General features: G+C 71.2%; 19 protein-coding genes and 1 pseudogene. 11 read left to right on the plus strand and 9 right to left on the minus strand.

What is annotated here, in order from left to right:
* The first annotated feature begins 155 nt into the window (after positions 1-155).
* The 6 genes from speB to QWM81_RS07090 all read left to right on the plus strand — a co-directional run bounded on the left by speB (position 156) and on the right by QWM81_RS07090 (position 10,242).
* Positions 156-1,139 carry an agmatinase gene (gene speB, locus QWM81_RS07065; RefSeq protein WP_290110745.1) on the plus strand — a complete coding sequence of 328 codons (984 nt, stop codon included), beginning with the start codon at positions 156-158 and terminating at the stop codon, positions 1,137-1,139.
* A 254-nt stretch (positions 1,140-1,393) separates the two neighbouring features.
* The gene (locus QWM81_RS07070) at positions 1,394-3,076 is read left to right on the plus strand and encodes a thiamine pyrophosphate-binding protein (protein ID WP_290110746.1); all 1,683 of its coding nucleotides are present in this window, start codon (positions 1,394-1,396) and stop codon (positions 3,074-3,076) included.
* A gap of 161 nt (positions 3,077-3,237) precedes the next feature.
* Positions 3,238-4,134, plus strand: a complete 897-nt coding sequence (locus tag QWM81_RS07075) for a serine hydrolase (protein ID WP_290110782.1) — start codon at positions 3,238-3,240, stop codon at positions 4,132-4,134.
* Positions 4,135-4,434: 300 nt separating this feature from the next.
* The gene (locus tag QWM81_RS07080; RefSeq protein ID WP_290110747.1) at positions 4,435-8,154 is read left to right on the plus strand and encodes an ABC transporter ATP-binding protein; all 3,720 of its coding nucleotides are present in this window, start codon (positions 4,435-4,437) and stop codon (positions 8,152-8,154) included.
* Between the two features lie 164 nt (positions 8,155-8,318).
* Positions 8,319-8,708, plus strand: coding sequence for a hypothetical protein (locus QWM81_RS07085; protein WP_435372334.1), 390 nt, complete (start codon positions 8,319-8,321; stop codon positions 8,706-8,708).
* Between the two features lie 76 nt (positions 8,709-8,784).
* The gene (locus QWM81_RS07090) at positions 8,785-10,242 is read left to right on the plus strand and encodes a S28 family serine protease (RefSeq protein ID WP_290110748.1); all 1,458 of its coding nucleotides are present in this window, start codon (positions 8,785-8,787) and stop codon (positions 10,240-10,242) included.
* Positions 10,243-10,366: 124 nt separating this feature from the next.
* Here QWM81_RS07090 and QWM81_RS07095 read toward each other — a convergent pair whose 3' ends face one another.
* From QWM81_RS07095 to QWM81_RS07110, 4 genes are all read right to left on the minus strand, one after another.
* Positions 10,367-12,190, minus strand: a complete 1,824-nt coding sequence (locus tag QWM81_RS07095) for a glycoside hydrolase family 3 protein (RefSeq protein ID WP_290110749.1) — start codon at positions 12,188-12,190, stop codon at positions 10,367-10,369.
* A 72-nt stretch (positions 12,191-12,262) separates the two neighbouring features.
* Entirely contained in the window at positions 12,263-12,838 is a 576-nt protein-coding gene (locus QWM81_RS07100) for a hypothetical protein (RefSeq protein ID WP_290110750.1), read from the minus strand.
* Between the two features lie 415 nt (positions 12,839-13,253).
* Positions 13,254-14,030: a sugar phosphate isomerase/epimerase family protein gene (locus tag QWM81_RS07105; protein WP_290110752.1), complete on the minus strand. Its 777-nt coding sequence runs from the start codon at positions 14,028-14,030 to the stop codon at positions 13,254-13,256.
* A gap of 194 nt (positions 14,031-14,224) precedes the next feature.
* Positions 14,225-15,283: a LacI family DNA-binding transcriptional regulator gene (locus QWM81_RS07110; protein WP_290110753.1), complete on the minus strand. Its 1,059-nt coding sequence runs from the start codon at positions 15,281-15,283 to the stop codon at positions 14,225-14,227.
* 288 nt (positions 15,284-15,571) lie between these two features.
* Between QWM81_RS07110 and QWM81_RS07115 the strand changes: the two genes are divergently transcribed.
* Genes QWM81_RS07115 through QWM81_RS07125 form a run of 3 tightly spaced genes read left to right on the plus strand, consistent with a single transcriptional unit; the run spans position 15,572 to position 18,686 of the window.
* Positions 15,572-16,723 carry a Gfo/Idh/MocA family protein gene (locus QWM81_RS07115; protein WP_290110754.1) on the plus strand — a complete coding sequence of 384 codons (1,152 nt, stop codon included), beginning with the start codon at positions 15,572-15,574 and terminating at the stop codon, positions 16,721-16,723.
* Entirely contained in the window at positions 16,720-17,877 is a 1,158-nt protein-coding gene (locus QWM81_RS07120; protein WP_290110755.1) for a dihydrodipicolinate synthase family protein, read from the plus strand. The genes QWM81_RS07115 and QWM81_RS07120 overlap by 4 nt, the downstream gene beginning before the upstream one ends.
* 29 nt (positions 17,878-17,906) lie before the next feature.
* On the plus strand, positions 17,907-18,686 hold the full coding sequence (locus tag QWM81_RS07125) for a sugar phosphate isomerase/epimerase family protein (protein WP_290110785.1): 780 nt from the start codon (positions 17,907-17,909) through the stop codon (positions 18,684-18,686).
* A 288-nt stretch (positions 18,687-18,974) separates the two neighbouring features.
* Here the strand turns inward: QWM81_RS07125 and QWM81_RS07130 are convergent, their stop codons facing one another.
* The 5 genes and pseudogenes from QWM81_RS07130 to QWM81_RS07150 form a co-directional block, all read right to left on the minus strand.
* Positions 18,975-19,562 (minus strand): DUF4291 domain-containing protein, encoded by a 588-nt coding sequence (locus QWM81_RS07130; RefSeq protein ID WP_290110757.1) that lies wholly within the window; start codon positions 19,560-19,562, stop codon positions 18,975-18,977.
* Positions 19,563-20,134: 572 nt separating this feature from the next.
* Positions 20,135-20,467 (minus strand): annotated as a pseudogene (locus QWM81_RS07135) (hypothetical protein); the annotation flags it as partial.
* The gene (locus tag QWM81_RS07140) at positions 20,467-20,943 is read right to left on the minus strand and encodes an SseB family protein (RefSeq protein WP_290110758.1); all 477 of its coding nucleotides are present in this window, start codon (positions 20,941-20,943) and stop codon (positions 20,467-20,469) included. The gene QWM81_RS07140 and the pseudogene QWM81_RS07135, both read right to left, overlap by 1 nt.
* Positions 20,944-21,052: 109 nt before the next feature.
* On the minus strand, positions 21,053-21,277 hold the full coding sequence (locus tag QWM81_RS07145; protein ID WP_290110759.1) for a DUF397 domain-containing protein: 225 nt from the start codon (positions 21,275-21,277) through the stop codon (positions 21,053-21,055).
* Positions 21,264-22,088: a helix-turn-helix domain-containing protein gene (locus tag QWM81_RS07150; RefSeq protein WP_290110761.1), complete on the minus strand. Its 825-nt coding sequence runs from the start codon at positions 22,086-22,088 to the stop codon at positions 21,264-21,266. Before QWM81_RS07150 ends, QWM81_RS07145 begins: the two co-directional genes overlap by 14 nt.
* A 128-nt stretch (positions 22,089-22,216) precedes the next feature.
* Here QWM81_RS07150 and QWM81_RS07155 point away from each other — a divergent pair, with 128 nt between their 5' ends.
* Both QWM81_RS07155 and QWM81_RS07160 read left to right on the plus strand, forming a co-directional pair.
* Positions 22,217-22,537 carry a hypothetical protein gene (locus QWM81_RS07155; protein WP_290110762.1) on the plus strand — a complete coding sequence of 107 codons (321 nt, stop codon included), beginning with the start codon at positions 22,217-22,219 and terminating at the stop codon, positions 22,535-22,537.
* Positions 22,534-22,833, plus strand: coding sequence for a hypothetical protein (locus QWM81_RS07160; RefSeq protein ID WP_290110763.1), 300 nt, complete (start codon positions 22,534-22,536; stop codon positions 22,831-22,833). Before QWM81_RS07155 ends, QWM81_RS07160 begins: the two co-directional genes overlap by 4 nt.
* Positions 22,834-22,865: the final 32 nt, after the last annotated feature.

Consider the following 22,865-nt stretch of genomic DNA (forward strand, 5'->3'; position numbering starts at 1 on the left):
CTGGCGCGTGAACAGTGGATGAAACGTACACTTCTGCCGTGCCTTCGGGCCACCTACTGTCGTCCCGACCGGCGGCCGCGCGCCGGCCATGCACACTCGAAGCAGTGCGCATCACCGCACAGCAGTACGAAGCGACCGAAAGAAGGCACCCGAACATGAGCAGCAGCACCCCCGGCACGCCGCGCGGCCCCATCGACTCGTCCCGCGTCCCGCGGTACGCCGGTCCGGCGACGTTCGCGCGGCTGCCGCGCCTCGACGAGGTCGGCACCGCCGATGTCGCCGTCATCGGCGTGCCCTTCGACTCCGGGGTCTCCTACCGCCCCGGCGCCCGCTTCGGCGGCAACGCGATCCGTGAGGCGTCGCGGCTGCTGCGCCCGTACAACCCGGCGCAGGACGCCTCCCCCTTCGCGCTCGCGCAGGTCGCGGACGGCGGCGACATCGCCGTGAACCCGTTCAACATCAACGAGGCCGTGGAGACCGTCGAGGCCGCCGCCGACGACCTGCTGGGCACCGGCGCCCGCCTGATGACCCTCGGCGGCGACCACACCATCGCGCTGCCGCTGCTGCGCTCGGTCGCCAAGAAGCACGGCCCGGTCGCCCTGCTCCACTTCGACGCCCACCTCGACACCTGGGACACCTACTTCGGCGCCGAGTACACGCACGGCACCCCGTTCCGCCGGGCCGTCGAGGAAGGCATCCTCGACACCGAGGCGCTCTCCCACGTCGGTACGCGCGGCCCGCTGTACGGCAAGCAGGACCTGACCGACGACGAGAAGATGGGCTTCGGCATCGTGACGTCGGCCGACGTCTACCGGCGCGGCGCCGACGAGATCGCCGACCAGCTGCGCCAGCGCATCGGCGACCGCCCGCTGTACATCTCCATCGACATCGACTGCCTCGACCCGGCCCACGCCCCCGGCACCGGCACCCCCGAGGCGGGCGGCATGACCTCCCGCGAGCTGCTGGAGATCCTGCGCGGCCTGGCCTCCTGCAACCTGGTGTCGGCGGACGTGGTCGAGGTCGCCCCCGCGTACGACCACGCCGAGATCACCTCGGTCGCCGCCTCCCACACGGCGTACGAGCTGACGACGATCATGTCCCGCCAGATCGCCGCGGGCCGCGCCTCGGGCGCCGAGTAAGCCCGCCGGGCCGGCCCCGGAATCCGGCCGCCGGGGCCCGCGGGTACGGTTCCCGTGGGCCCAGCGGCTGCGGCACGGAGCACCGAGGGCCCACCCCGCAGGACCGAACGGCGAGTGAGCCGAAGGGGCGCGCGGGTGTCGAAAGGGAGAACGCGCGGAGGTTCCGAGGAACGAGGAACCGAGCACGATCGACCGTCGACACACGCTCAAGCGCCCCGGAGGCGAACCGAGCCCTCCCAAAAAAGGTGAGAAGCGTGACCCACGACCACGACCTGGTGCTGCGGCCCACCGCGGCTCAGACCGAGGCCGCGCTCAACCCCCCGCCCGGCCGCAACGGCGGCGACCTCGTCGTCGAGACGCTGGCCGGGCTCGGGGCCACCACGGTCTTCGGCCTGCCCGGGCAGCACGCGCTCGGGATGTTCGACGCGCTGCGCCGCTCCGGTCTGACCTACGTCGGGCTGCGGGCGGAGAACAACGCGGGCTTCGCCGCCGACGCGTACGGCCGGATCACCGGCGAGGCCGCCCCGCTCCTGCTGTCCACCGGGCCCGGCGCGCTGATGTCGCTCGCCGCGCTCCAGGAGGCCGCCGCCGCGAGCGCGCCCGTCCTCGCCATCGGCAGCCAGGTCCCGGCGGCCGGGCTCGGCGGCGGGCGCCACGGCTACCTGCACGAACTGCGCGACCAGCAGGCCTCGTTCCGCGACATCGTCAAGTCCGTGCACACCGTGCGTACGCCGTCGCAGATCCCGTCCGCGATCGCCGCCGCCTGGGAGTCCGCGCTGACGGCGCCGCACGGGCCGGTCTGGGTGGAGATCCCGCAGGACGTGCTGCTGGCCGGGACCACCCTGCCGGTGGTCACCGCCATGGACGCCGCCCCGCACGACCTGCCGCCCCGCCCCGAGCTGACGGCCCTGGCCGCGCATCTGCTGGCGAACGCCGAGCGCCCCGCGATCATCGCGGGCGGCGGCGTCGTACGCTCCGACGCGTCCGGCAAGCTGAAGGCGCTCGCCGAGCGGATCGAGGCCCCGGTGGTCACCACCTTCGGCGGCAAGGGCGCGTTCCCGTGGGAGCATCCGCTGTCGCTCCAGTCGTGGCTGGAGGACCGGCACACGACGGACTTCCTCCAGGACGCGGACGTCCTGCTGGTCGTGGGCTCCGGGCTCGGCGAACTGTCCTCGAACTACCACACGTTCGCCCCGCGCGGCCGGGTGATCCAGATCGAGGCCGACCTCGGCAAGCTGGAGTCCAACCACCCGGCCCTCGGCATCCACGCCGACGCGCGGCTCGCCCTGACGGCCCTGCTGGAGACGGTCGGCGAACGCCGGGACCCGGGCGCCGCCGAGCGCGTCCGCACGGTGCTGGCGAAGGTGCGCGAGCGGATCGTCGCCCAGGGCCTCACCCTGGAGCAGCACGTCCTGGCCTCCGTACGCGACGCCCTGCCGGACGAGGCCCCCAGCTTCTGGGACATGACGATCCTCGCCTACTGGGCCTGGTCCGCCTTCGACGCCCGGCGCCCCAACACCATGCACTCCGCGCAGGGGGCGGGCGGCCTCGGCTACGGCTTCCCGGCGGCGCTCGGCGCGGCGGTCGCCGATCCCACGACGCCTGTGCTGGCCGTCTCCGGCGACGGCGGCGCCATGTACTCGATCGCGGAGCTCGCCACGGCGAAGCAGTACGGGCTGAACGTCACCTGGCTGATCGTCGACGACGGCGGCTACGGCATCCTTCGCGAGTACATGACGGACGCCTTCGGCCAGGCCACCGGCACCGAGCTGGCCCGCCCGGACTTCGTCGCGCTCGCCGAGTCCTTCGGCGTCCCGGCCCTGCGTACGACCCCGGAGGCCCTGCGCGCGGACCTCGCCAAGTCCCTTGCCGAGCAGGGGCCTTCGGTCGTCGTCCTGCCCGCCGTGCTGAAGATGTTCGCGCCCACGCATCGGTGAGCGGGCCGTGAGCGGGTGACGCGTGGGGTGTGTCGAACCGGTGTGCCCTGCGCGTACAACTTTTCGGCCGCGTGTGAGTCATCTGATGCGTGAACCCACTCTCCATATCCCGCCACCCGCGCAGCTCGCGCGGAGCGCTGTGCGCCGCGGTCGCCCTCGGAGTGCTCCTGCCGACCGCCGCCACCGCCACCCCGGCCGCCGCCGTGACCCCGGCCGTGGCGTGCACGTCCCAGAAGGCGGGCCTCGCCGCCAAGCTGGTCACGGACATCAACGCCGCCCTCAAGGGCCGCAAGTCCACCACCGCGATCCTCGTCAACGACCGCGTCACCAAAACCAGCTGCGTCCTCCGCCCCGACCAGCAGTTCGACTCCGCCAGCGTGGTCAAGGTCACCGTGCTCGCCACGCTGCTGTGGGACGCGCAGAAGACCGGCCGCCAGCTGACCGCGACCGAGAAGTCCCGCGCCACCGCCATGATCACCAAGTCGGACAACGACGCGACCAGCGCGCTGTGGAAGCAGCTGGGCGTCACCAAGGTCAAGGGCTTCCTCACCGCGGCCGGCATGACCAGGACCGTCCCGGGCTCCGGCGGTTACTGGGGACTCACCCAGATCACCGCCCGGGACCAGCAGCGGCTGCTGGGCCTGCTCACCGCCAGGAACACGGTCCTGACCGACGCCTCGCGCGGCTACGTCCTCCAGCTGATGAACAGCGTCGTCACCTCGCAGCGCTGGGGCACACCGGCCGGAGCCCCCTCCACCGCCAAGATCCATGTGAAGAACGGCTGGCTGCCGCGCGCCACGCACGGCTGGCGGGTGCACTCCATCGGCGCCTTCACCGGCACGGCGCACAACTACCAGATCACCGTGCTCACCCACGACAACGCGGCGATGAACGACGGCGTCGACACCATCCAGGCCGTCGCCCGCGTCATCCACGCCGACCTCAACCCCACCGCCTCCTCGCGCCTGGGCTACGTACCGCCCGCCGCCCCGCAGGAAGCCCTCCCCGCCGTGCCCGGACGCGCCGCCCAGGACACGGTGACCGCGAACCCGCGCTGACCCGGGCCAGGGGTGACCGGGCCCAAGACCGGCCCGGCCCAAGACCGGCCCGGCCCAAGACCGGCCCGGCCCAAGACCGGCCCGGCCCAAGACCGGCCCGGCCCGAGGCCGGCCCGGCCCAAGACCGGCGCGGCCCGAGGCCGGCCCGGCCCGAGGCCGGCGCGGCCCAAGACCGGCCCGGCCCGAAGCCGGCCGGGACCACGGTCCTAGGACCAAAGCCCGTCGTGGCGGAGGGATGAAATCCGTTCGCGCCCGCGTTGGTGCCTTCCGGTAGATCAGAGGTTCGACGGGGAGGCACCAGTGGCGGACGCGGAGCAAGGGTGGGCACGACGGCTGTCCGGGTACGCCTGGCGGTACCGGCGCAATGTGGTGCTCGCGCTCGGCTCGTCCCTCGCGGGCATGGCCGTCATGGCGCTCGTCCCACTGATCACCAAGGTCGTCATCGATGACGTCATCGGCGAGGGCACGAGATCGCTCGCCGTCTGGACCGGGCTGCTCATCGCCGCCGCGGTCGCCGTCTACGTACTGACGTACATCCGCCGCTACTACGGCGGGCGGCTCGCGCTCGACGTCCAGCACGACCTGCGCACCGAGATGTACGGCACGATCACGCGGCTCGACGGGCGGCGGCAGGACGAGCTGTCCACCGGGCAGGTCGTCGGGCGTGCCACCAGCGACCTCCAGCTGATCCAGGGCCTGCTGTTCATGCTCCCGATGACCATCGGGAACATCCTGCTCTTCCTCATCTCCCTGGTCGTCATGGCCTGGCTGTCGCTGCCGCTCACCCTGGTCGCGCTCGCCGTCGCCCCCGCCCTGTGGTTCATCGCCAGGCGCAGCCGCACCCGCCTGCACCCCGCCACCTGGTACGCCCAGGCCCAGGCCGGGCACGTCGCGGGCGTCGTGGACGGCGCCGTGTCCGGCGTACGCGTGGTCAAGGGCTTCGGGCAGGAGGACCAGGAGACGCGCAAGCTGCGCGACGCCGGCCGTGAGCTGTTCGCCGGCCGGCTCCGCACGATCCGGATGAACGCCCGCTACACCCCCGCCCTCCAGTCCGTGCCCGCGCTCGGACAGGTCGCCATGCTGGCGCTCGGCGGCTGGCTGGCCACCCGCGGCCAGATCACCCTGGGCACGTTCGTCGCCTTCTCCACCTACCTCGCCCAGCTCGTCGGACCGGTCCGGATGCTGGCCATGGTCCTGACCGTGGGCCAGCAGGCCCGCGCGGGCGTGGAGCGGGTCCTGGAGCTCATCGACACCGAACCGGTCGTCAAGGACGGCACCAAGGAGCTGCCCGCCGACGCCCCGGCGAGCGTCGAGTTCGAGGAGGTGAGCTTCGCGTACGAGGACGGGCCGCCCGTCCTGGACGGCTTCTCGCTGGAGATCCGGCCCGGCGAGACCGTCGCCGTCGTCGGCGCCTCCGGCAGCGGCAAGTCCACCGTCTCGCTGCTCCTGCCGCGCTTCTACGACGTCACGCACGGCGCGGTCCTGGTCGGCGGGTACGACGTGCGCGAGCTGACCCTCGCGTCCCTGCGGGACGCCATCGGCCTCGTACCGGAGGACAGCTTCCTGTTCTCCGACACCGTCCGCGCCAACATCGCGTACGGCAAGCCCGACGCGACGGACGAGGAGATCCGCGCGGCGGCGCGGGCGGCGCAGGCCGACGGCTTCATCACCGCCCTGCCCGAGGGGTACGACACCACGGTCGGCGAGCACGGCCTGTCCCTGTCCGGCGGCCAGCGCCAGCGCGTCGCGCTCGCCCGCGCGATCCTCACCGACCCGCGGCTGCTGCTCCTGGACGACGCCACCTCGGCGGTCGACGCGCGCGTGGAGCACGAGATCCACGAGGCGCTGCGCTCGGTGATGGCCGGGCGCACCACGCTGCTGATCGCCCACCGCCGCTCCACGCTGAACCTCGCCGACCGGATCGCCGTCCTCGACGGCGGGCGGCTGTCCGACATCGGCACCCACGAGGAGCTCCAGGAGCGCTCCGCGCTCTACCGGCGGCTGCTGACCGACCCCGACGAGCTGGGCGGTGTCTCGCCCGGCCACGCCCTGCCCGTGGAGGTGCCCGAGGACCACACGGTACGGGAGGAGCTGGACGCCGAGTTCGACGCGGAGCGCGGCATCACGCCGGCCCTGTGGGAGCGGGACGCCGACGCGGCCGGCCGGTCGGTGGCGCCCGGCGCGACGCCCGAGCTGCTGGCCCAGGTCGAGGCGCTGCCGCCGGCGACCGACACCCCTCAGGTGGACGAGGCGCGGGCGGTGGCGCCCGAGGAGTCGTACGGGCTGCGCCGGCTGCTGCGCGGCTTCGGCGCGGCCCTGCTGGTCAGCCTGGGGCTCGTCGCGGTCGACGCGGGCATGGGCCTGCTGCTGCCGGTGCTGATCCGGCACGGCATCGACGAGGGCGTCGAGCAGGCGTCGCTGGGCGCGGTGTGGGCGGCGTCCGCTCTGGCGCTGGTGACCGTGCTGGTGCAGTGGGTGGCGCAGACCGGCGAGATCCGGATGACCGGCCGGACCGGCGAGCGGGTGCTGTACGCGCTGCGCCTGAAGATCTTCGCGCAGCTCCAGCGGCTCGGGCTCGACTACTACGAGCGGGAGCTGACCGGCCGGATCATGACCCGGATGACGACGGACGTGGACGCCCTGTCGACGTTCCTCCAGACCGGCGTCGTGACGGCCTTCGTATCCCTGGTGACGTTCTTCGGCATCATGGTCGCGCTCGTCGTGATCGACGCGCAGCTCGCGCTGGTGGTCTTCGCGACGCTGCCGGTCCTGATCATCGGTACGTACTTCTTCCGCCGCTCCAGCGTCAAGGCGTACGAGCTGGCGCGTGAGCGGATCAGCGTCGTCAACGGCGACCTCCAGGAGTCGGTGTCCGGGCTGCGGATCGTGCAGGCGTTCCGGCGGGAGCGGTCGGGCGAGCAGCGGTTCGCCGAGCTCAGCGACGCCTACCGCCGGGCGCGGGTGCGCGGGCAGTGGCTGATCTCGATCTACTTCCCGTTCGTCCAGTTCCTGTCGTCGGTCGCCGCGGCGGCGGTGCTGATCGTGGGCGCGGGCCGGGTGCAGGCCGGGACGCTGACGACCGGTGCGCTCGTCGCGTACCTGCTCTACATCGACCTGTTCTTCGCGCCCGTACAGCAGCTGTCGCAGGTCTTCGACGGCTACCAGCAGGCGTCGGTCTCGCTGGGCCGCATCCAGGAGCTGCTGCGCGAGCGGACGTCCACGGCCCCGCCGGACAAGCCGGTGGAGGTCCCCTCCCTGCGGGGCGAGATCGCCTTCGAGGACGTCTCCTTCTCGTACGGGAATGACGTCGGCGACGGGGAAGGCGCGGCCCTGAGCGGGGTGTCCTTGCGCATCCCGGCCGGGCAGACCGTCGCGTTCGTCGGCGAGACGGGCGCCGGCAAGTCGACGCTGGTCAAACTGGTCGCCCGGTTCTACGACCCGACGTCCGGGCGCGTCACCGTCGACGGCACCGACCTGCGCGACCTGGACCTCACCGCGTACCGGCACCGGCTCGGGGTCGTCCCCCAGGAGGCGTACCTCTTCGCGGGCACGGTCCGGGACGCGATCGCGTACGGGCGGCCCGAGGCGAGTGACGCGGAGGTGGAGGCGGCGGCGCGCGCGGTGGGCGCCCACGACATGATCGCCACGCTGGAGGGCGGGTACCTCCACGAGGTCGCCGAGCGCGGCCGCAACCTGTCGGCGGGCCAGCGGCAGCTGATCGCCCTGGCGCGGGCGGAGCTGGTCGACCCCGACGTCCTGCTGCTCGACGAGGCGACCGCCGCGCTGGACCTGGCCACGGAGGCGCAGGTCAACGCCGCCACCGACCGCCTGGCCGGCCGCCGTACGACCCTGGTGGTCGCCCACCGCCTGACCACGGCGGCTCGGGCGGACCGGGTCGTCGTCATGGACCACGGCCGCGTCGCCGAGGACGGCACCCACGACGAACTCCTGGCCCGCGGCGGGCGGTACGCCCAGCTGTGGCGCACGTTCATCGGCGAGGAGGAACCGGCGGCGGCCTGAGGCACCGCGCCCCGGCGACCGCGTAAGGCACTGGCCCCACAGCGCCCACCGCACGGTGCCCACCGTGCCCGACCGGCGGAAGGCAACCGTCCGGCTCCGCCCCGCGTCGTACGCACGTACGTTCATCAGACACAAGGGGAGCAAGCGTGCTCGATGGGGTGGCTGTGGCCAGGACAGGACGACCGCTCGTGCGCACACTCGCGGTGCTCGTCGCCGTGGGCGCCTTCGTCATCGGCGGGCCCGGCGTCCCACGTGCCGACGCCGCGGGCACCGCCTGCTCCGGACGCCTGGTCAAGACGGTGAAGTTCGCGACCGGCGAGCTGCGGGTCTACAAGAACCGCCAGTACGCCTGCGCCGTCACCCTCGCCACGGCCCCCGGCCCCCGCCGCGCCATGTCCGTCTCCGTCCAGGCGCGCGGCGGACGCGCCGCCGTCGACAGGGGCGCGTTCACCCGGCAGGCCGGGCCCGTGACCGTACACGCCCTCCACCGCTACGTCCGCGCCTCCGGAGCGGTCGCGGGCCGCGGCGTCTCCACGGGCTGGTTCCTCTGCTGAGCCCAACCGGGTCTGGCGGCGCGGGGGTTGAGCCCGTTAGGTTCACGGCGACCATCGTGAACCAAGTGGAGGGTGAATGCGCAAGGCGCTCAGATGGCTGCTGTCGCTCGTGGTGCTCATAGGCACCGTGAGCGCGGCCGGCACGGCCACCGCCGCCGGTACCGCCGACAGCACCACGGAAAGCACCACCCGGAACGACACCACCCCGTCCGACACCACGCAGGACATCAAGGACCGCGTCCTGGCGATCCCCGGGATGAGCCTGATCGAGGAGAAGCCCTACCCCGGTTACCGCTTCTTCGTCCTGAACTACACCCAGCCGGTCGACCACCGGGACCGCTCCAAGGGCACCTTCCAGCAGCGCCTGACCCTGCTGCACAAGGACACCGGCCGCCCCACCGTCTTCCACACCAGCGGATACTCGGTCAGCACCAACCCCGGGCGCGCCGAGCCGACGCGGATCGTCGACGGCAACCAGGTCTCCATGGAGTACCGCTTCTTCACCCCGTCCCGCCCCCAGCCCGCCGACTGGTCGAAGCTGGACATCTGGCAGGCGGCCTCCGACCAGCACCGGATCTTCACCGCGCTGAAGAAGATCTACGACCGCAAGTGGCTCGCCACCGGCGCCTCCAAGGGCGGCATGACCGCCACGTATTACGAGCGCTTCTACCCCCGCGACATGGACGGCGTCGTGGCGTACGTCGCCCCCAACGACGTGGTGGAGAAGGAGGACGCGGCCTACGACCGGTTCTTCGCGACCGTCTCCACCCAGGAGTGCCGTGACCGGCTCAACGCCATGCAGCGCGAGGCGCTGCTCCGCCGCGAGCCGCTCCAGGAGAAGTACCGGGCGTGGGCGCGGGCCGAGGGCGCCACCTTCACCACCGTCGGCTCGCTCGACAAGGCGTACGAAGCGGTCGTCCTGGACTTCGTCTGGGCGTTCTGGCAGTACCACACCGAGGCCCAGTGCGCCGACATCCCCGACGCCGCCTCCGCCACCGACCAGGTCATCTACGACACCATCGACACGTACTCCGGCTGGTCCTTCTACACCGACCAGGGCCTGGAGCCGTACACCCCGTACTACTACCAGGCCGCCACCGAACTGGGCGCGCCCAGCATGAGGATGGAGCACCTGAAGGACCTGAGCCGGTACGGCTACCAGCCCGCGCGCGCCTTCGTGCCGGGTGACATCCCGGTGCGGTTCAAGCCGTGGGTGATGCGTGACGTCGACACCTGGGTGCGCACCCAGGCGCGCGGGATGCTGTTCGTGTACGGCGGGAACGACCCGTGGGGCGCCGAGCGCTTCCGCGTCGACAAGGGCGCCCGCGACGCGTACGTGTACGCCGCGCCGGGCGCCAACCACGGCGCGAACGTCTCCCGGCTCGTCGAGGCCGAGCGCACCAAGGCCACGGCCCGCATCCTGTCCTGGGCGGGCGTCGCACCGGCCGACCCGCGGCGCGCGGCGCCGCTGGCGACGTACGACCCGCGCCTGGACAAGCGGACGATCGAGCGCTCGCAGACGCTGCGCCCGTAAGGCGTCGCGCCGGTAAGGCACCGCAGGACAGGGCTGCGCGCGCCGCGTTCACTCGTACGATTCGTATGATTCATACGAATCGGTACGACTCATACGCGGCGCGCGCAGTGCTACGGCCTGTCGTCTACGCGTACGACAGGCCGTAGCCCATCGGGTACAGCACCTGCGCCGGGTCGTCCGCCCGCTGTACGGGCACCGGGAGCCGGCCCTCCGGCCGCGCCCGCCCGGCGATGACCCGGGCGGCGGCGCGCACTTCGACGTCGGTCCAGGAGTACGTGGCCAGCGTGGCGCGCTGGCCGCTGAGCCGGGCGATGTCGTACGGGTTGCGCAGGGAGACCGTGACGACCGGGACGCCGGTCGCCGCCAGCCGGGACACCAGGGTGCGCTGGCTGCTGGTCGCCGTCACGTTGTACGTGCCGACGATCACGGCGTCCTTGCCGGCCGCCGCCGCCACCGCCTCGTCGATCTTCGCCGCGGACGGTGCCGTTCCGGTCGGCAACAGCCTGGTGGTGAAGCCGAGTTCGGTGAGGGCGGCGGCGAGGGTGGCGGTGGGCGGGCCGGTCGTTCCCGAGGGGGACGCCACGTCGGCGCCCACGACGAGGAGGTTCGGCCGCTCCTGGGGGCTGAGCGGCAGCAGGCCGCCCGAGTTGAGCAGCAGCGTGGTCGTCCGCTCGGCGATGCGGTCGGCGGTGGCGAGGTGCGGATCGGTGCCGACCGTGCGGTCCACACCCCGGTCGGTGACGTACGGCTCGTGCAGCAGGCCCCGTTTCGCCTTGAGCCGCAGGATGCGGAGAATCGATTCCTCGATACGGGATTCGGCGATCTCACCGCTCCGTACGGCCTTGAGCACGGCGTTCCACGCCACGGCCAGGTTCGGCGGGTTGAGCAGTTGGTCGCAGCCGGCCTTCAGCGCGAGGACGGGCACGCGGTCGTCGCCGTACTTGGTGCGTACGCCCTGCATGCCGAGCGAGTCGGTCACCACGACCCCGTCGTAGCCCAGTTGCTCACGGAGGATGCCGGTGAGGATGGGGCGGGAGAGGGTGGCGGGGTCCTCGGCGGGGTCGAGGGCCGGTACGACGATGTGCGCCGTCATGATCGAGTCGATGCCGGCGGCGATGGCGGCCCGGAACGGCGGCGCGTCGAGCGTCTGCCACTGCTCGCGCGTGTGGAGGATCGTGGGCAGCCCGTAGTGGCTGTCGGTCTCGGTGTCGCCGTGGCCGGGGAAGTGCTTGGCCGTGGCCGCCACGCCCGCCCGCTGATAGCCGTTGACCTGGGCGGCTACCAGGGCGGCGACGGCCTGCGGGTCGGCGCCGAAGGACCGTACGCCGATGACGGGGTTGGCCGGGTTGACGTTCACGTCGGCGACGGGCGCGTAGTTCTGGCGGATGCCCATCGCGGCCAGCTCGCGGCCGGCGATCTGGGCGGCGCGGCGGGCGTCGGAGCGCGAGCCGCCCGCGCCGAGTGCCATCGCGCCCGGCATCAGGGTGGCCGGTTCCCCTATCCGGGCGACGATGCCGTGCTCCTGGTCGATGGAGATCAGGACCGGGACGGGAGCCGGCTGCGCCAGCGCGGCGCGCTGGATGCCGTTGGACAGGTCCGCGATCTGGTGCGGGTCGCGGGTGTTGTGGGCCCAGGAGAAGTAGATGATGCCGCCGACGTGGTACGTGGCGATCAGCTCGGCGGCGGTGCGGACGCCGATCTCCTTGAGGTTGGCGTCGATGTCGGCCTGGTCGGGGGCGGTGGCGGAGTGCCCGAACACCCGCATGACGAAGAGCTGGCCGACCTTCTCTTCGAGGCTCATACGGGAGATGAGCCGCTTGAGGCGGCGGTCGTCGCCCGCCGCCACGGCGGGGGTGGTGACCCCGGTGACGGCGGCGGCCGCCGCGGCGGCGGTGACGGCGAGAACGGTACGTCTGGAGGGGGTGTGGGGTGTGGCTCGGTGGTGCATGGTGCTCCTTCCGGCCATCCGGATGAAGGAAACTTCCAAGGAGTCACGCATAGCCGGAAAGTAACTGCCAGGTCAAGGACCTGAGCGCACCACGCCGGGCAAGGCGCCCATCCTCGCCGCCTCGTCGATGAGCGCCCGCGCCTTGGCCTCGGCCTGGTCGTACCGCTCGGGAAACGCCGAACGCTGCACGCCCTGCGCGACCTGGCCGGCGGTCCACTCGGGGTGGGCGCGCTCGGTCTCGACGGCCCGGACGAAGAACGCGTTGGACGCGTACGCCACGTCCATGCACTGTTCGCGCGTGCCCCAGCCCTGGCTGGGGCGCTGCTGGAAGACGCCGACGGAGTCGAGGTGACCGCAGGGCAGGTTGTTCATGTGCGACTCGACCCACCCGGCCTCGAAGCCGGCGAGCATGACCTTGTCGTTGACGCCCAGTTCGCCGCCGACCCGGTAGACGATCCTGATCACCTCCGGATCGTGGTCGGGAGGCACCGTACAAGCCGCCGTGTCCCCCAGTTCGGTGGCCGGAATATGGTCCCCGACAGGAGGGGGTTCGCTCGCCCCCGCCCAGGCGACCCGCTGCGGGCCGCCCAGTACCCACGCGGCGGCGGTCAGACCGCCGGCTTGTACCAGGCTGCGTCTGGACACCATAGGGGGAACTCCCTTTTCGGCTGTCGGGCTGTCGGGCTGTCGGGCTGTCGGGCTTGTGGGCTTGCGGACTTCCGGGCTCGTCGGCGCGGTCCGTCGAAGCACAGGTTCACACCGGCTCGCCGATTCCCGGGCCAGGGTGACGACGTGTCGCCCGGAGCCCGCCCGAAAAGCACACTTACGCCGGACCGGGCGCGGCCCCGGAGCCTCACGCGGCCCGCAGCCTCACGCGGCCCCCGGAGCTCCATACGCGGGGGTCCCGGCCCTCACGCGGGCCCCGGAGCTCCATGCGCGGGTCCCGGCCCTCACGCGTGGGCCACGGATGGCCACAGCTCCCGGAGCGTGCGTACCGTCTCGTCCCCGGGCTCCTCGCATCGCGCCGCGCCGGGCCGGGCCCGGCCGGAGGGCGGGGGAGGGGTCAGGCCAGGCCCCGCAGGTGCTCAAGGCCCGATGCCAGCAGCGGCGGCAGGTCGGCCGCCTGCGGATACCACCGCTTCTCGTACTCCCAGCAGGCCCAGCCCTGACCGCGCAGCAGGGACAGGCACTCGGCGAGCGGCAGCACCCCGGCGCCGAGCGCGACCGGCGTGGTGTCCTGCGTCGAGGCGATGTCCTTGACCTGGACGTACCCCAGGTACGGCGCCAGCACGGCGTGGGTCGCCACCGGGTCCTCGCCGGCCAGCCACGGGTGCATCACGTCCCACAGCGCGCCCACGTTCTTGTGGCCGACCGCGCCCACGATCCGGGCCACGTCCGCGCCCGTGCGGTGCGAGTCGTGCGTCTCCACCAGGATGCGTACGTCCAGATCCGCCGCGATCTCGGCCGCCACGCCGAGGCGCCGGGCCGCCGTCGCGTCCGTCTCCGCCGGGTCCTGTTCGCCGCCGCCCGGGAAGACGCGGACGTACGACGCGCCCAGGTCCGCCGCGAGGTACAGCAGCCCGTGCAGCTCCTCGTACACGCCCTCGTCGTCACCGGCCTCGGCGACCCGCGCGTACCCGGCGACGGTCAGGATCTCGACCCCCGCCCGGGCGAACTCCTCGACCACCGCCCGCCGTTCATGGGCCACGAGCCCGGGGTGCACCGGCTCCTCGGGGTGGGCGCGCAGTTCCACGCCGTGGTAGCCGGTCTCGGCGGCGAGGCGGACGACGTCGGGGATCGGCATCCCGGGGACACCGAGAGTGGAGAAGGCGTACTTCACGGTCGGGAGCTCCTTCAGGCCTGGCCTTCGGATCGTACGGATCGTGCGGAACCTACCCCGAGGACCCGGCCTACACGTGCCCACGTGTCCGTGCCCACGTGTCCGTGCTCACGCGTCCGTGCTCACGCGTCCCTGCCCGCGTGCCCGTGCTGACGTGTCCGTGCCCTGCCCGCGTGCCCGTGCCCGGTGGCGCGTCACCGCTGCCGCGGCCGCCCCGTGGACGAGCGGACCATCAGCTCGCCCCCGATCGTCGCGATCCCGCGCGGCGGCGGCACCTCCGTGCCCATCGCCAGCCGCCCGGCCCGCGCCCCCGCCTCGTACAGCGGCAGCCTTACGGTGGTGAGCGCGGGCACCACGTCCACCGAGAACGGCAGGTCGTCGAAGCCCGCCACCGAGATGTCCTGCGGGATGCGCAGGCCCCGCTCCCGCAGCGCGGCGCAGGCGCCCAGCGCGACCGTGTCGTTGGCTGCGACGATCGCGGTCAGGTCCGGCTCGCGGCGCAGCAGTTCCAGCGTCGCGTCGTAGCCGGAGCGCCGGTCGTAGGTGCCGTGCGCGGTGAGCCGCTCCACGTCGCCGCCCAGCCCGGCCGCGGTCATGGCCGCGCGGTGGCCCTCCAGTCGGTGGCGGGTGGTGGTGCGCTCGGCCGGACCGGCCACGTACCCGATCCGCCGGTGGCCGAGCGTCAGCAGGTGCTCGGTCAGTCTCCGTCCGCCGCCCCGGTTGTCGAAGGTCAGCGCGGCCGTGATCGCGTCGCCCGGCACGGGGGGCCGCCCGCACAGCACGATGCGGGTGCCGGCGTTCGCGAGCTTGGCCAGCTTGGCGGCCATCGCCGCGGTGTGTCCGGGGTCCTCCACCGCGCCGCCGGTCAGGACGACCGCCGCGGCGCGCTGGCGCTGGAGGAGGGTCAGGTAGGTCAGCTCGCGCTCGGGGGAGCCGCCGGTGTTGCAGACGACGGCCAGCTTCTCTCCGCCCGCGCGCCCGGCCGCGCCCTCACCGATCGCGTGCTGCGCGGCACCGGCCATGATCCCGAAGAAGGGGTCGGCGATGTCGTTGACGAGGATGCCGACCAGGTCGGAGGTGGCGGCGGCGAGCGCGCTCGCGGGGCCGTTCAGTACGTAGTCCAGCTCGTCGACCGCGCGCAGCACCCGCTCCCGGGTCGAGGCCGCGACCGGGTAGTTGCCGTTGAGGACGCGGGAGACGGTGGCCGGGGACACCCGGGCGCGCGCCGCCACATCGGCCAGGGTGACTGTCATCGCGTTCCTCCGAGGAGAGTCGGGCCAGGCCCTTGTACGGGCTGCTGTCGGCAGGCTAGCGTCATCAGCGATAGAAAGCGCTTGCTACGGCGATGCCGGGGCAAGACACCGGCAGGTCCCAGCACGGCAGAGGCGCGGATACCACACCAGCGCACCCGCCACACGCACCGCAGAGCCCCACCACCCACAGAGCCACTCCGCACCACAGACCCAGACGACCCACAGAGCAACACCACCCACAGAGCAACACCACCGCAGAGCACCGTCGAGCACAGATGGAGGACCTTCGTGACACGCAGGACAGTCCGGATCGCCATGAACGGCGTCACCGGGCGGATGGGCTACCGGCAGCACCTGGTCCGCTCCATCCTGGCCATCCGCGAACAGGGCGGCCTCGACCTCGGTGACGGCGACGTCCTGTGGCCCGAGCCGGTCCTCGTCGGCCGCCGCGAGCACGCGCTGCGCGAACTCGCCGACCGCCACGGGCTGACCGAATGGTCCACCGACCTGGACGCCGTCCTCGCCGACGAGGCAACGGACGTCTACTTCGACGCGCAGGTCACCTCCGCCCGCGTCGCCGCGATCACCAAGGCGATCGCGGCGGGCAAGCACGTCTACACCGAGAAGCCCACCGCCACGGACGTGGCCGGCGCCCTGGAACTGGCCCGGCTGGCGAAGAGCGCTGGCGTCAAGCACGGCGTCGTCCAGGACAAGATCTTCCTGCCGGGCCTGCTCAAGCTGAAGCGCCTCATCGACGGCGGCTTCTTCGGTGAGATCCTCTCCGTACGCGGCGAGTTCGGGTACTGGGTCTTCGAGGGCGACTGGCAGGAGGCCCAGCGCCCCTCCTGGAACTACCGCGCCGAGGACGGCGGCGGCATCGTCGTCGATATGTTCCCGCACTGGGAGTACGTCCTGCACGAGCTGTTCGGCCGCGTGACCGCGGTAACCGCGCACGTCACCACGCACATCCCGCAGCGCTGGGACGAGCAGGGCAAGCCGTACGCCGCCACCGCCGACGACGCCGCGTACGGCATCTTCCAGCTGGAGGGCGGAGCCGTCGCGCAGATCAACTCCTCGTGGGCGGTACGGGTCAACCGCGACGAACTGGTCGAGTTCCAGGTCGACGGCACCCACGGCTCGGCCGTGGCCGGACTGCGCAACTGCCGCGTCCAGCACCGCTCCGCGACCCCCAAGCCCGTCTGGAACCCGGACCTGCCCGTCACGCACTCCTTCCGCGACCAGTGGCAGGAGGTCCCGGACAACACGGACTTCGACAACGGTTTCAAGGCCCAGTGGGCGCTGTTCCTCCGCCACATCGCGCTGGACGAGCCGTACCACTGGGACCTGCTCGCGGGCGCGCGGGGCGTCCAGCTCGCGGAGCTGGGGCTGAAGTCCTCGGCGGAGGGCCGCCGTTACGACGTACCGGAGCTGTCACTGTGACGATCAGACTTCCGCACGGCACGTACGAACCGCGTACCGAGGCCGTCTCCTTCACGACCGGTGGCACCACCGGTGGCGCGGCCTTGGCCTCCCGTACGGTGTTCTCCGCCGCCCACGTCGTCGCGGACCCTTCCGCGGACGTCTCGCCCGACGACCCGGCGGCCGTCGACTGGGACACCACCCTCGCCTTCCGCCGCCACCTGTGGGCGCACGGGCTCGGCGTCGCCGAGGCCATGGACACCGCCCAGCGTGGCATGGGCCTGGACTGGGCGGGCGCGGCCGAGCTGATCCGCCGCTCGGCGGCCGAGGCGAAGGCGGTCGGTGGCCGGATCGCGGCGGGCGTCGGCACCGACCAGCTGACGGGCGGCCCGGCGGACCTGGCCACCGTCCGGGCCGCGTACGAGGAACAGCTCTCCCTGGTCGAGGACGCGGGCGCCCAGCCCATCCTCATGGCCTCCCGAGCGCTCGCGGCCACCGCCCGGACCCCCGACGACTATCTGACCCTCTACACCCACCTCCTCCGCCAGGCGAGCGAGCCGGTGATCCTGCACTGGCTGGGCCCCATGTTCGATCCGGCCCTGGAGGGCTACTGGGGCTCGCCGGACCTGGACACGGCCACCGACACCTTCCTGAAGGTCATCGCCGAGCACCCGGACAAGGTCGACGGCATCAAGGTCTCCCTGCTCGACGCGGAGCGCGAGGTCGCCCTGCGCCGCCGCCTCCCGCACGGCGTGCGCTGCTACACGGGCGACGACTTCCACTACCCCGAGCTGATCGCGGGTGACGACCAGGGCTTCAGCCACGCGCTGCTCGGCATCTTCGACCCGCTGGCCCCGCTGGCGGCGGAGGCGGTCCGCCGTCTCGACACCGGCGACACGGCGGCCTTCCGCGCCCTCCTTAACCCGAGCGTCCCCCTCTCCCGCCACCTCTTCCAGACCCCGACCCGCTTCTACAAGACGGGCGTAGTCTTTCTCGCCTGGCTGGCGGGCCACCAGGACCACTTCACGATGGTCGGCGGCCTGCAATCGGCACGCTCACTGCCGCATCTGGCGCGGGCGTACCAACTGGCCGATGAACTGGGCCTGTTTCCGGACCCGGGCCTGGCCGAGTCCCGTATGAGATCCCTTCTCAAGGTCTACGGAGTCACCCAGTGACCGACCTCGCCCGCTTCAGCATCAACCAGATGACGGTCAAGCAGCTGGCCCTGCCGGAGCTGACGGAGGCCTGCGTACGCCTCGGCATCCCCGGCATCGGCCTGTGGCGCGAGCCTGTCCAGTCGTACGGAGTCGAGGCCACGGCCAAGCTGGTGCGCGACGCCGGCCTGACCGTCACCACGCTGTGCCGGGGCGGCTTCTTCACCACCGTGACCGACCTGGACGACAACAGGGCGGCCATCGACGAGGCGGCCACCCTGGGCACGGACACCCTGGTCCTGGTCTCCGGCGGCCTGCCGCCCGGCAGCAAGGACCTGCCGGCCGCCCGCCACGTCATCGCCGAGGCCCTGACCGAACTGGCCCCCTACGCGGCCGCTCGCGGCGTACGCCTCGCCATCGAACCCCTGCACCCCATGTACGCGGCCGACCGCTGCGCGGTCTCCACCCTCGACCAGGCCCTCGCCCTCGCGGAGCCCTTCCCGGCCTCCCAGGTCGGCGTGGTCGTCGACACCTACCACATCTGGTGGGACGACCGCGCCCCGGCAGCCGTCGCCCGCGCCGGCGCCCAGGGCCGCATCCACGCCTTCCAACTCGCCGACTGGACCACCCCGCTACCCGCCGGCGTCCTCACCGGCCGCGGCCAACTCGGCGACGGCACGATCGACCTGCGCGCCTGGCGCCAACTGGTCGACGCCGCGGGCTACACCGGCCCCATCGAAGTGGAGCTCTTCAACGACACCCTGTGGGCCCGGGACGGCGTCGAGGCCCTGGCGGAGACGACCCGCCGCTACATCCGCCACGCGCTCTAGGCCGCCCACCGCCCGCGCCCGGACGACAAAAAAATTACTCGCCGCATCCGTGCAACCGTTCCACAGTGACGAGTGTCGTACATGTCGGCAGGGCTTCGGGGAGGGATCTGGGGGGATCAGGAAGCCCTGCCGGGAGGGAAGCACGCGGGGCCCGGTCCACGGACCGGGCCTCTTGATGCACCTCCAGAGCGATTTCGGCGTACGGCAGCAGGCGGCCGCGTACGGGTCGAACAGTAAGTCCTGCTGATCTGTGGCCTCCGGCGAAATGGCGCTTAACGGACTGCAGGCTCACTCGCTGCCGATACGGTCGCGAACATGGTCGGGGAGCGGATACTCACGTTCACGCGGAATCATGCCCTCGACCGCCTTGTGATGCCCTGCTGTGACAGCCCGGTGGATCTCTCTCACCGTCTGGGTGACATCCTTGATGTCGACAATCCAGTCATCCACATAGCGCGTAACAGCCTCTCCAGAGAGCCCAATCTGGATGGCGCGACCAGGCAAGGGATTGAGATTCAAATCCCTGTCGGGGTCCCACTGGATGCGAACCGGGCTGGAGCGAAGCTGCGCTCGCCAGTCCTCTTCCGATGTGAAGTGATTCCGGTCATAGTGGCTGAGGCATGAATGAGAAAGGGCCCACTCGAAGCCCTCTCGAGTGATATCAATGGCAAGAACCCGATCTTGGTCGGTCTTTGTTGCCCAGCCCGATCGGTACATCATCCACAGGAACGAGGGTTTGATCCAGGTCATGCGCGTGACTTTGAAGGGCGCGACAAAGGTGCCGGCCGATAGAGCCGGAATGGCGATTCTGTCCGCGTACGCCTGGTACACCGTGATGGTCTCAGGAGTAAAAGCAGCACGGACGTGACGAGTCATGCGGAAGGCTCCTGTGCCCATACCTCGGGCCCTCTCAGAACTGGGCCATCAATCGTCCGTGCACCACAGGTGTACAGGAGCCAGCGCAGATCTTCCCAAGCGAAAAATGGCTCGCCCCACGTGTCGGTCCAAACCCTCAACCGACCGTCCGGCAGTGAAGTGAGGTCCCACCAGCTCCAACCCCTGACCTCGAGCTCCGGATCGAAACGATACAGCCAATTCTGCAGTTCCCACGGAGCGCTACCGGTTTCTTCGGAGTAGCGTCGGCTCCCAGCCTGTGCGAATGGCTCTGCGGGCCCTTCGGCGCCCCGACATGCGTTAATAAACCACTCCGGCAGACTGTGGACCGGAATGTCCTCGTCGGCGAACTCCTGGGACATTGCCAGAGTCAGCACGGATCGCATAACATTGCGCAGGCGATCCGCGTAGGCAGTGGCGCTGCCATCCAGTGTCAGGTCGAAATGCGCAAGGAGTGGCGGCGCTGAACCGAAATCTGGACGCTCAGAGGTTCGCGACCGTTCCATTTTTATATCTTCGATCTCGTGCAACATGCGAGCATCCCCTATTTCTGCGTTCAGGGAGTTCACTCTGATCTTGACCGCGTCCTTGACGTACTGTTCCCGCTCGGCGTACGACCCCGCCGACAGGCCGACCCCCTGCGCGAAGGCGTTCCCGCGCAGGGTCAGCGCGCGGACCCCCCACTCCCAGCGGTCGCAGAACGTCTGGAACTCCGCCGTCAGACCCCCGTGGCCCAGCTCCATCCCCGACAACGCAAGATCCGAAAACCCCCGCCCCGCCGACGCCTCGCCGATCATGCCGAGGTCCTTGAGCTCGGCATGCGCCAGGTTGATGCCGTTCGTGATGTCCACAAGCGCCTGTTTCGGCGCCTCAAGATCCCCGCCCATTACGCATCTCCCCCGAGATCGACCGCCACCGCGTCGGGCACGATGCCCTCCGCCGGCGGGAACAACATCCCCTCGTCGCTGCCCGCGTCCAGCGCCACACCCGCCGGCCCCGGAAGCATCGGCACCATCACATCCAGCAGCCGCGCACCCAGAATCGTCCGGTACGTCCACTCCCGCTGCGCTTCACCCCGCGCGCGGGCGAACCGGGCGAGCGTCTCCTCGTCCGAGAACGCACAGATCCACCGCACCCCGTTCTGCTCGGCGGTCCACAGGCTGCCGTACTCATCGAACGGGACGAGCACCGCCGTACGCCGGAATTCGCCGAGCAGCATCGCAAACTGCCGCCGTGCGGCGGCAAGCTCATGCCCATGCTCAACCTCAGGTGCGGGCGCTGTTTGTGGTGCGGTCCAGTCGGCCAGCTCGGTCAGTTTCGAGCGCCGCTCAGGCCCCGGTATGTCATCCCCGTTGTCCATCACGCGCCGCATGGTGTCATGAGCGTCTTCTCGCGAGCAACGGAGGAAAGAGGGCCCTGGCCTGGCCTGTCAACTGCGCCGTGGGGACACCCGGACAGCGGGTGCTGGTGCCTCAGCCGGCGAGTTCACCGTTTCTCAGGGCGCTGACGAACGCCGACCAGCCGCGCGCCGAGAAGACCAGGGCCGGTCCGTGCACGTCCTTGCTGTCCCGTACGGGAACACCCGCGTGGCCACGCGCGACCTCAAGGCACTCGCCCTGACCGCCGCCACTATGGCTGGACTTGTACCACCCCGTGAGGGAGGACGAGTCGGGGACGGTGTGCTCACTGCTGACCATGTTCGTGTTCCTCCGCTGCCGCCCGGACGAGGGCCAGTGACTCCTGCTGCGACAACGCGTCGCTCAGCGCAAGAGCGTAGGCCGTCTGGCTGGCCCTCACCAGGGCGGGATCGTCCATCAAATGCCCGGTGAGTAGCCCTTCTACGTAAGCCACCGGGGCAGAGTCCTCAAAGCTCATGAGAGTGAGCAGGCTTTCCAGCAGAGCATGCGCGCCGACCCCGAACGGCAGTACGTGCAGGCGCAACCGGCCGCCCTCCGCCATGTTCGCGATTTTTCGAAGCTGGTCGGCCATGACCTGCGGTCCGCCGATCCGACGCCGGAGCACCGCCTCGTCCAGCAGGGTCCACACGACCGGTCGCAACGGTCCGTCGAGAACTCGGGAACGCCCTGTTCGAATGACAACCTCTCTGTCAAGTTCTTCGGGCGTGTGGTTGGGCCGGTACGCATGAAACAACGCACGTGCGTAGCCGTCTGTCTGCAGCAGGCCCGGCACCAGGGAGAGCGCGAACTGCTGGATCAGCGTGGCCTGTTGCTCCAGGTCCGCCACGGCCGCGAAGTAACGGGCGTACTCGGCCTCCAAGTCCTCCAGCCAGCGGGCGAAGAACCCGTCCGTCCCCAGCGCCTGGTCGATCCGTTTCGCGTCGTCCGGCTTGGGCAGCCGTCGCCCGGCCTCGAAATGGCTGATGAGCGAGGGCGAGCACACGACCTGCTCAGCCAGGCCCTCCTGAGTCAGACCCGCCGCCAAACGCCGCAGCCGCAGTTCCTCCCCGTACTTCTCCCGCGGCGTACGCGGCGTGCGGCTCGTGTCCATGAGACCAACTCCCCAACCTGACGGGCGTGCTGTCAAGCGTCCAGGTCTAGAAGCCTAGCGATCGATGACCGCACCCTGTGAAGGGTTCGCCACTGAATGCAATGACGCAATGAGGAAAGCAGGCTGACATGGCAGACGTTCTCGCTCGGCTCTTCAAGCCGCTGTGGCGGTCCTTCTTCACCGGCAGGAGGGAGGAACATCCGGCGGGCCCACCCCGGTACCCGTACCCGTATCCGTACCCGTACTCCTGCGACTACGTCGGAGGCCCGACCACGTACCGCACCGGGGAGCGGCCGCCGTGGGGGGATGACAGTCCGCTGGTCCGGCCGTATCTCATCGCGCACGAGAGGCGGGTCGCGGCCGAGGCGCGACCGCGCACTCTGTGGATCGCCGGGCACGGGGTGGACGTGGGGCCACACCTGGTTCGTGGGGTCGAGGTGGACGTATGAGGGGGGAGCGGTACGAGGGGTGCGCGGCGCGGCTGTTGCCCTGGACCGGGTCGGAGGGCAAGCCGTGTTACGTCCTGGGCGACGGCAGCGGTTATGTGTCGCGGCTCGCGGACGGCATCGAGGGCGTCCAGCTCGACATGGCGGACGAGCTCCTGGAGCACGCGGCCGACCTTCTCGGCGAGCCGCGGGTGACCAGGAGCGAGCTGCACTTCCTTGCCAGTCGTCTGAGCGAGTCCCTGCGGGACGTCAAGCGCGTCGCGGAAAGCCGGGGAGCACGGCTGGAAGGACGCGCGTGAGGCGGGCTTGGGGCGCGGGTTATCCACAGGGG

This window comes from Streptomyces ficellus, assembly GCF_030406405.1.
Taxonomy (GTDB): Bacteria; Actinomycetota; Actinomycetes; order Streptomycetales; family Streptomycetaceae; genus Streptomyces; species Streptomyces ficellus_B.

Excerpts from the sequence above, each read along its gene's own strand:
- speB (WP_290110745.1), top strand. The coding sequence starts at position 156 with ATGAGCAGCAGCACCCCCGGCACGCCGCGCGGCCCCATCGACTCGTCC.
- QWM81_RS07090 (WP_290110748.1), top strand. The coding sequence starts at position 8,785 with ATGCGCAAGGCGCTCAGATGGCTGCTGTCGCTCGTGGTGCTCATAGGC.
- QWM81_RS07095 (WP_290110749.1), bottom strand. The coding sequence starts at position 12,190 with ATGCACCACCGAGCCACACCCCACACCCCCTCCAGACGTACCGTTCTC.
- QWM81_RS07100 (WP_290110750.1), bottom strand. The coding sequence starts at position 12,838 with ATGGTGTCCAGACGCAGCCTGGTACAAGCCGGCGGTCTGACCGCCGCC.
- QWM81_RS07110 (WP_290110753.1), bottom strand. The coding sequence starts at position 15,283 with ATGACAGTCACCCTGGCCGATGTGGCGGCGCGCGCCCGGGTGTCCCCG.
- QWM81_RS07125 (WP_290110785.1), top strand. The coding sequence starts at position 17,907 with ATGACGGTCAAGCAGCTGGCCCTGCCGGAGCTGACGGAGGCCTGCGTA.
- QWM81_RS07130 (WP_290110757.1), bottom strand. The coding sequence starts at position 19,562 with ATGACTCGTCACGTCCGTGCTGCTTTTACTCCTGAGACCATCACGGTG.
- QWM81_RS07145 (WP_290110759.1), bottom strand. The coding sequence starts at position 21,277 with ATGGTCAGCAGTGAGCACACCGTCCCCGACTCGTCCTCCCTCACGGGG.
- QWM81_RS07150 (WP_290110761.1), bottom strand. The coding sequence starts at position 22,088 with ATGGACACGAGCCGCACGCCGCGTACGCCGCGGGAGAAGTACGGGGAG.
- QWM81_RS07155 (WP_290110762.1), top strand. The coding sequence starts at position 22,217 with ATGGCAGACGTTCTCGCTCGGCTCTTCAAGCCGCTGTGGCGGTCCTTC.
- QWM81_RS07160 (WP_290110763.1), top strand. The coding sequence starts at position 22,534 with ATGAGGGGGGAGCGGTACGAGGGGTGCGCGGCGCGGCTGTTGCCCTGG.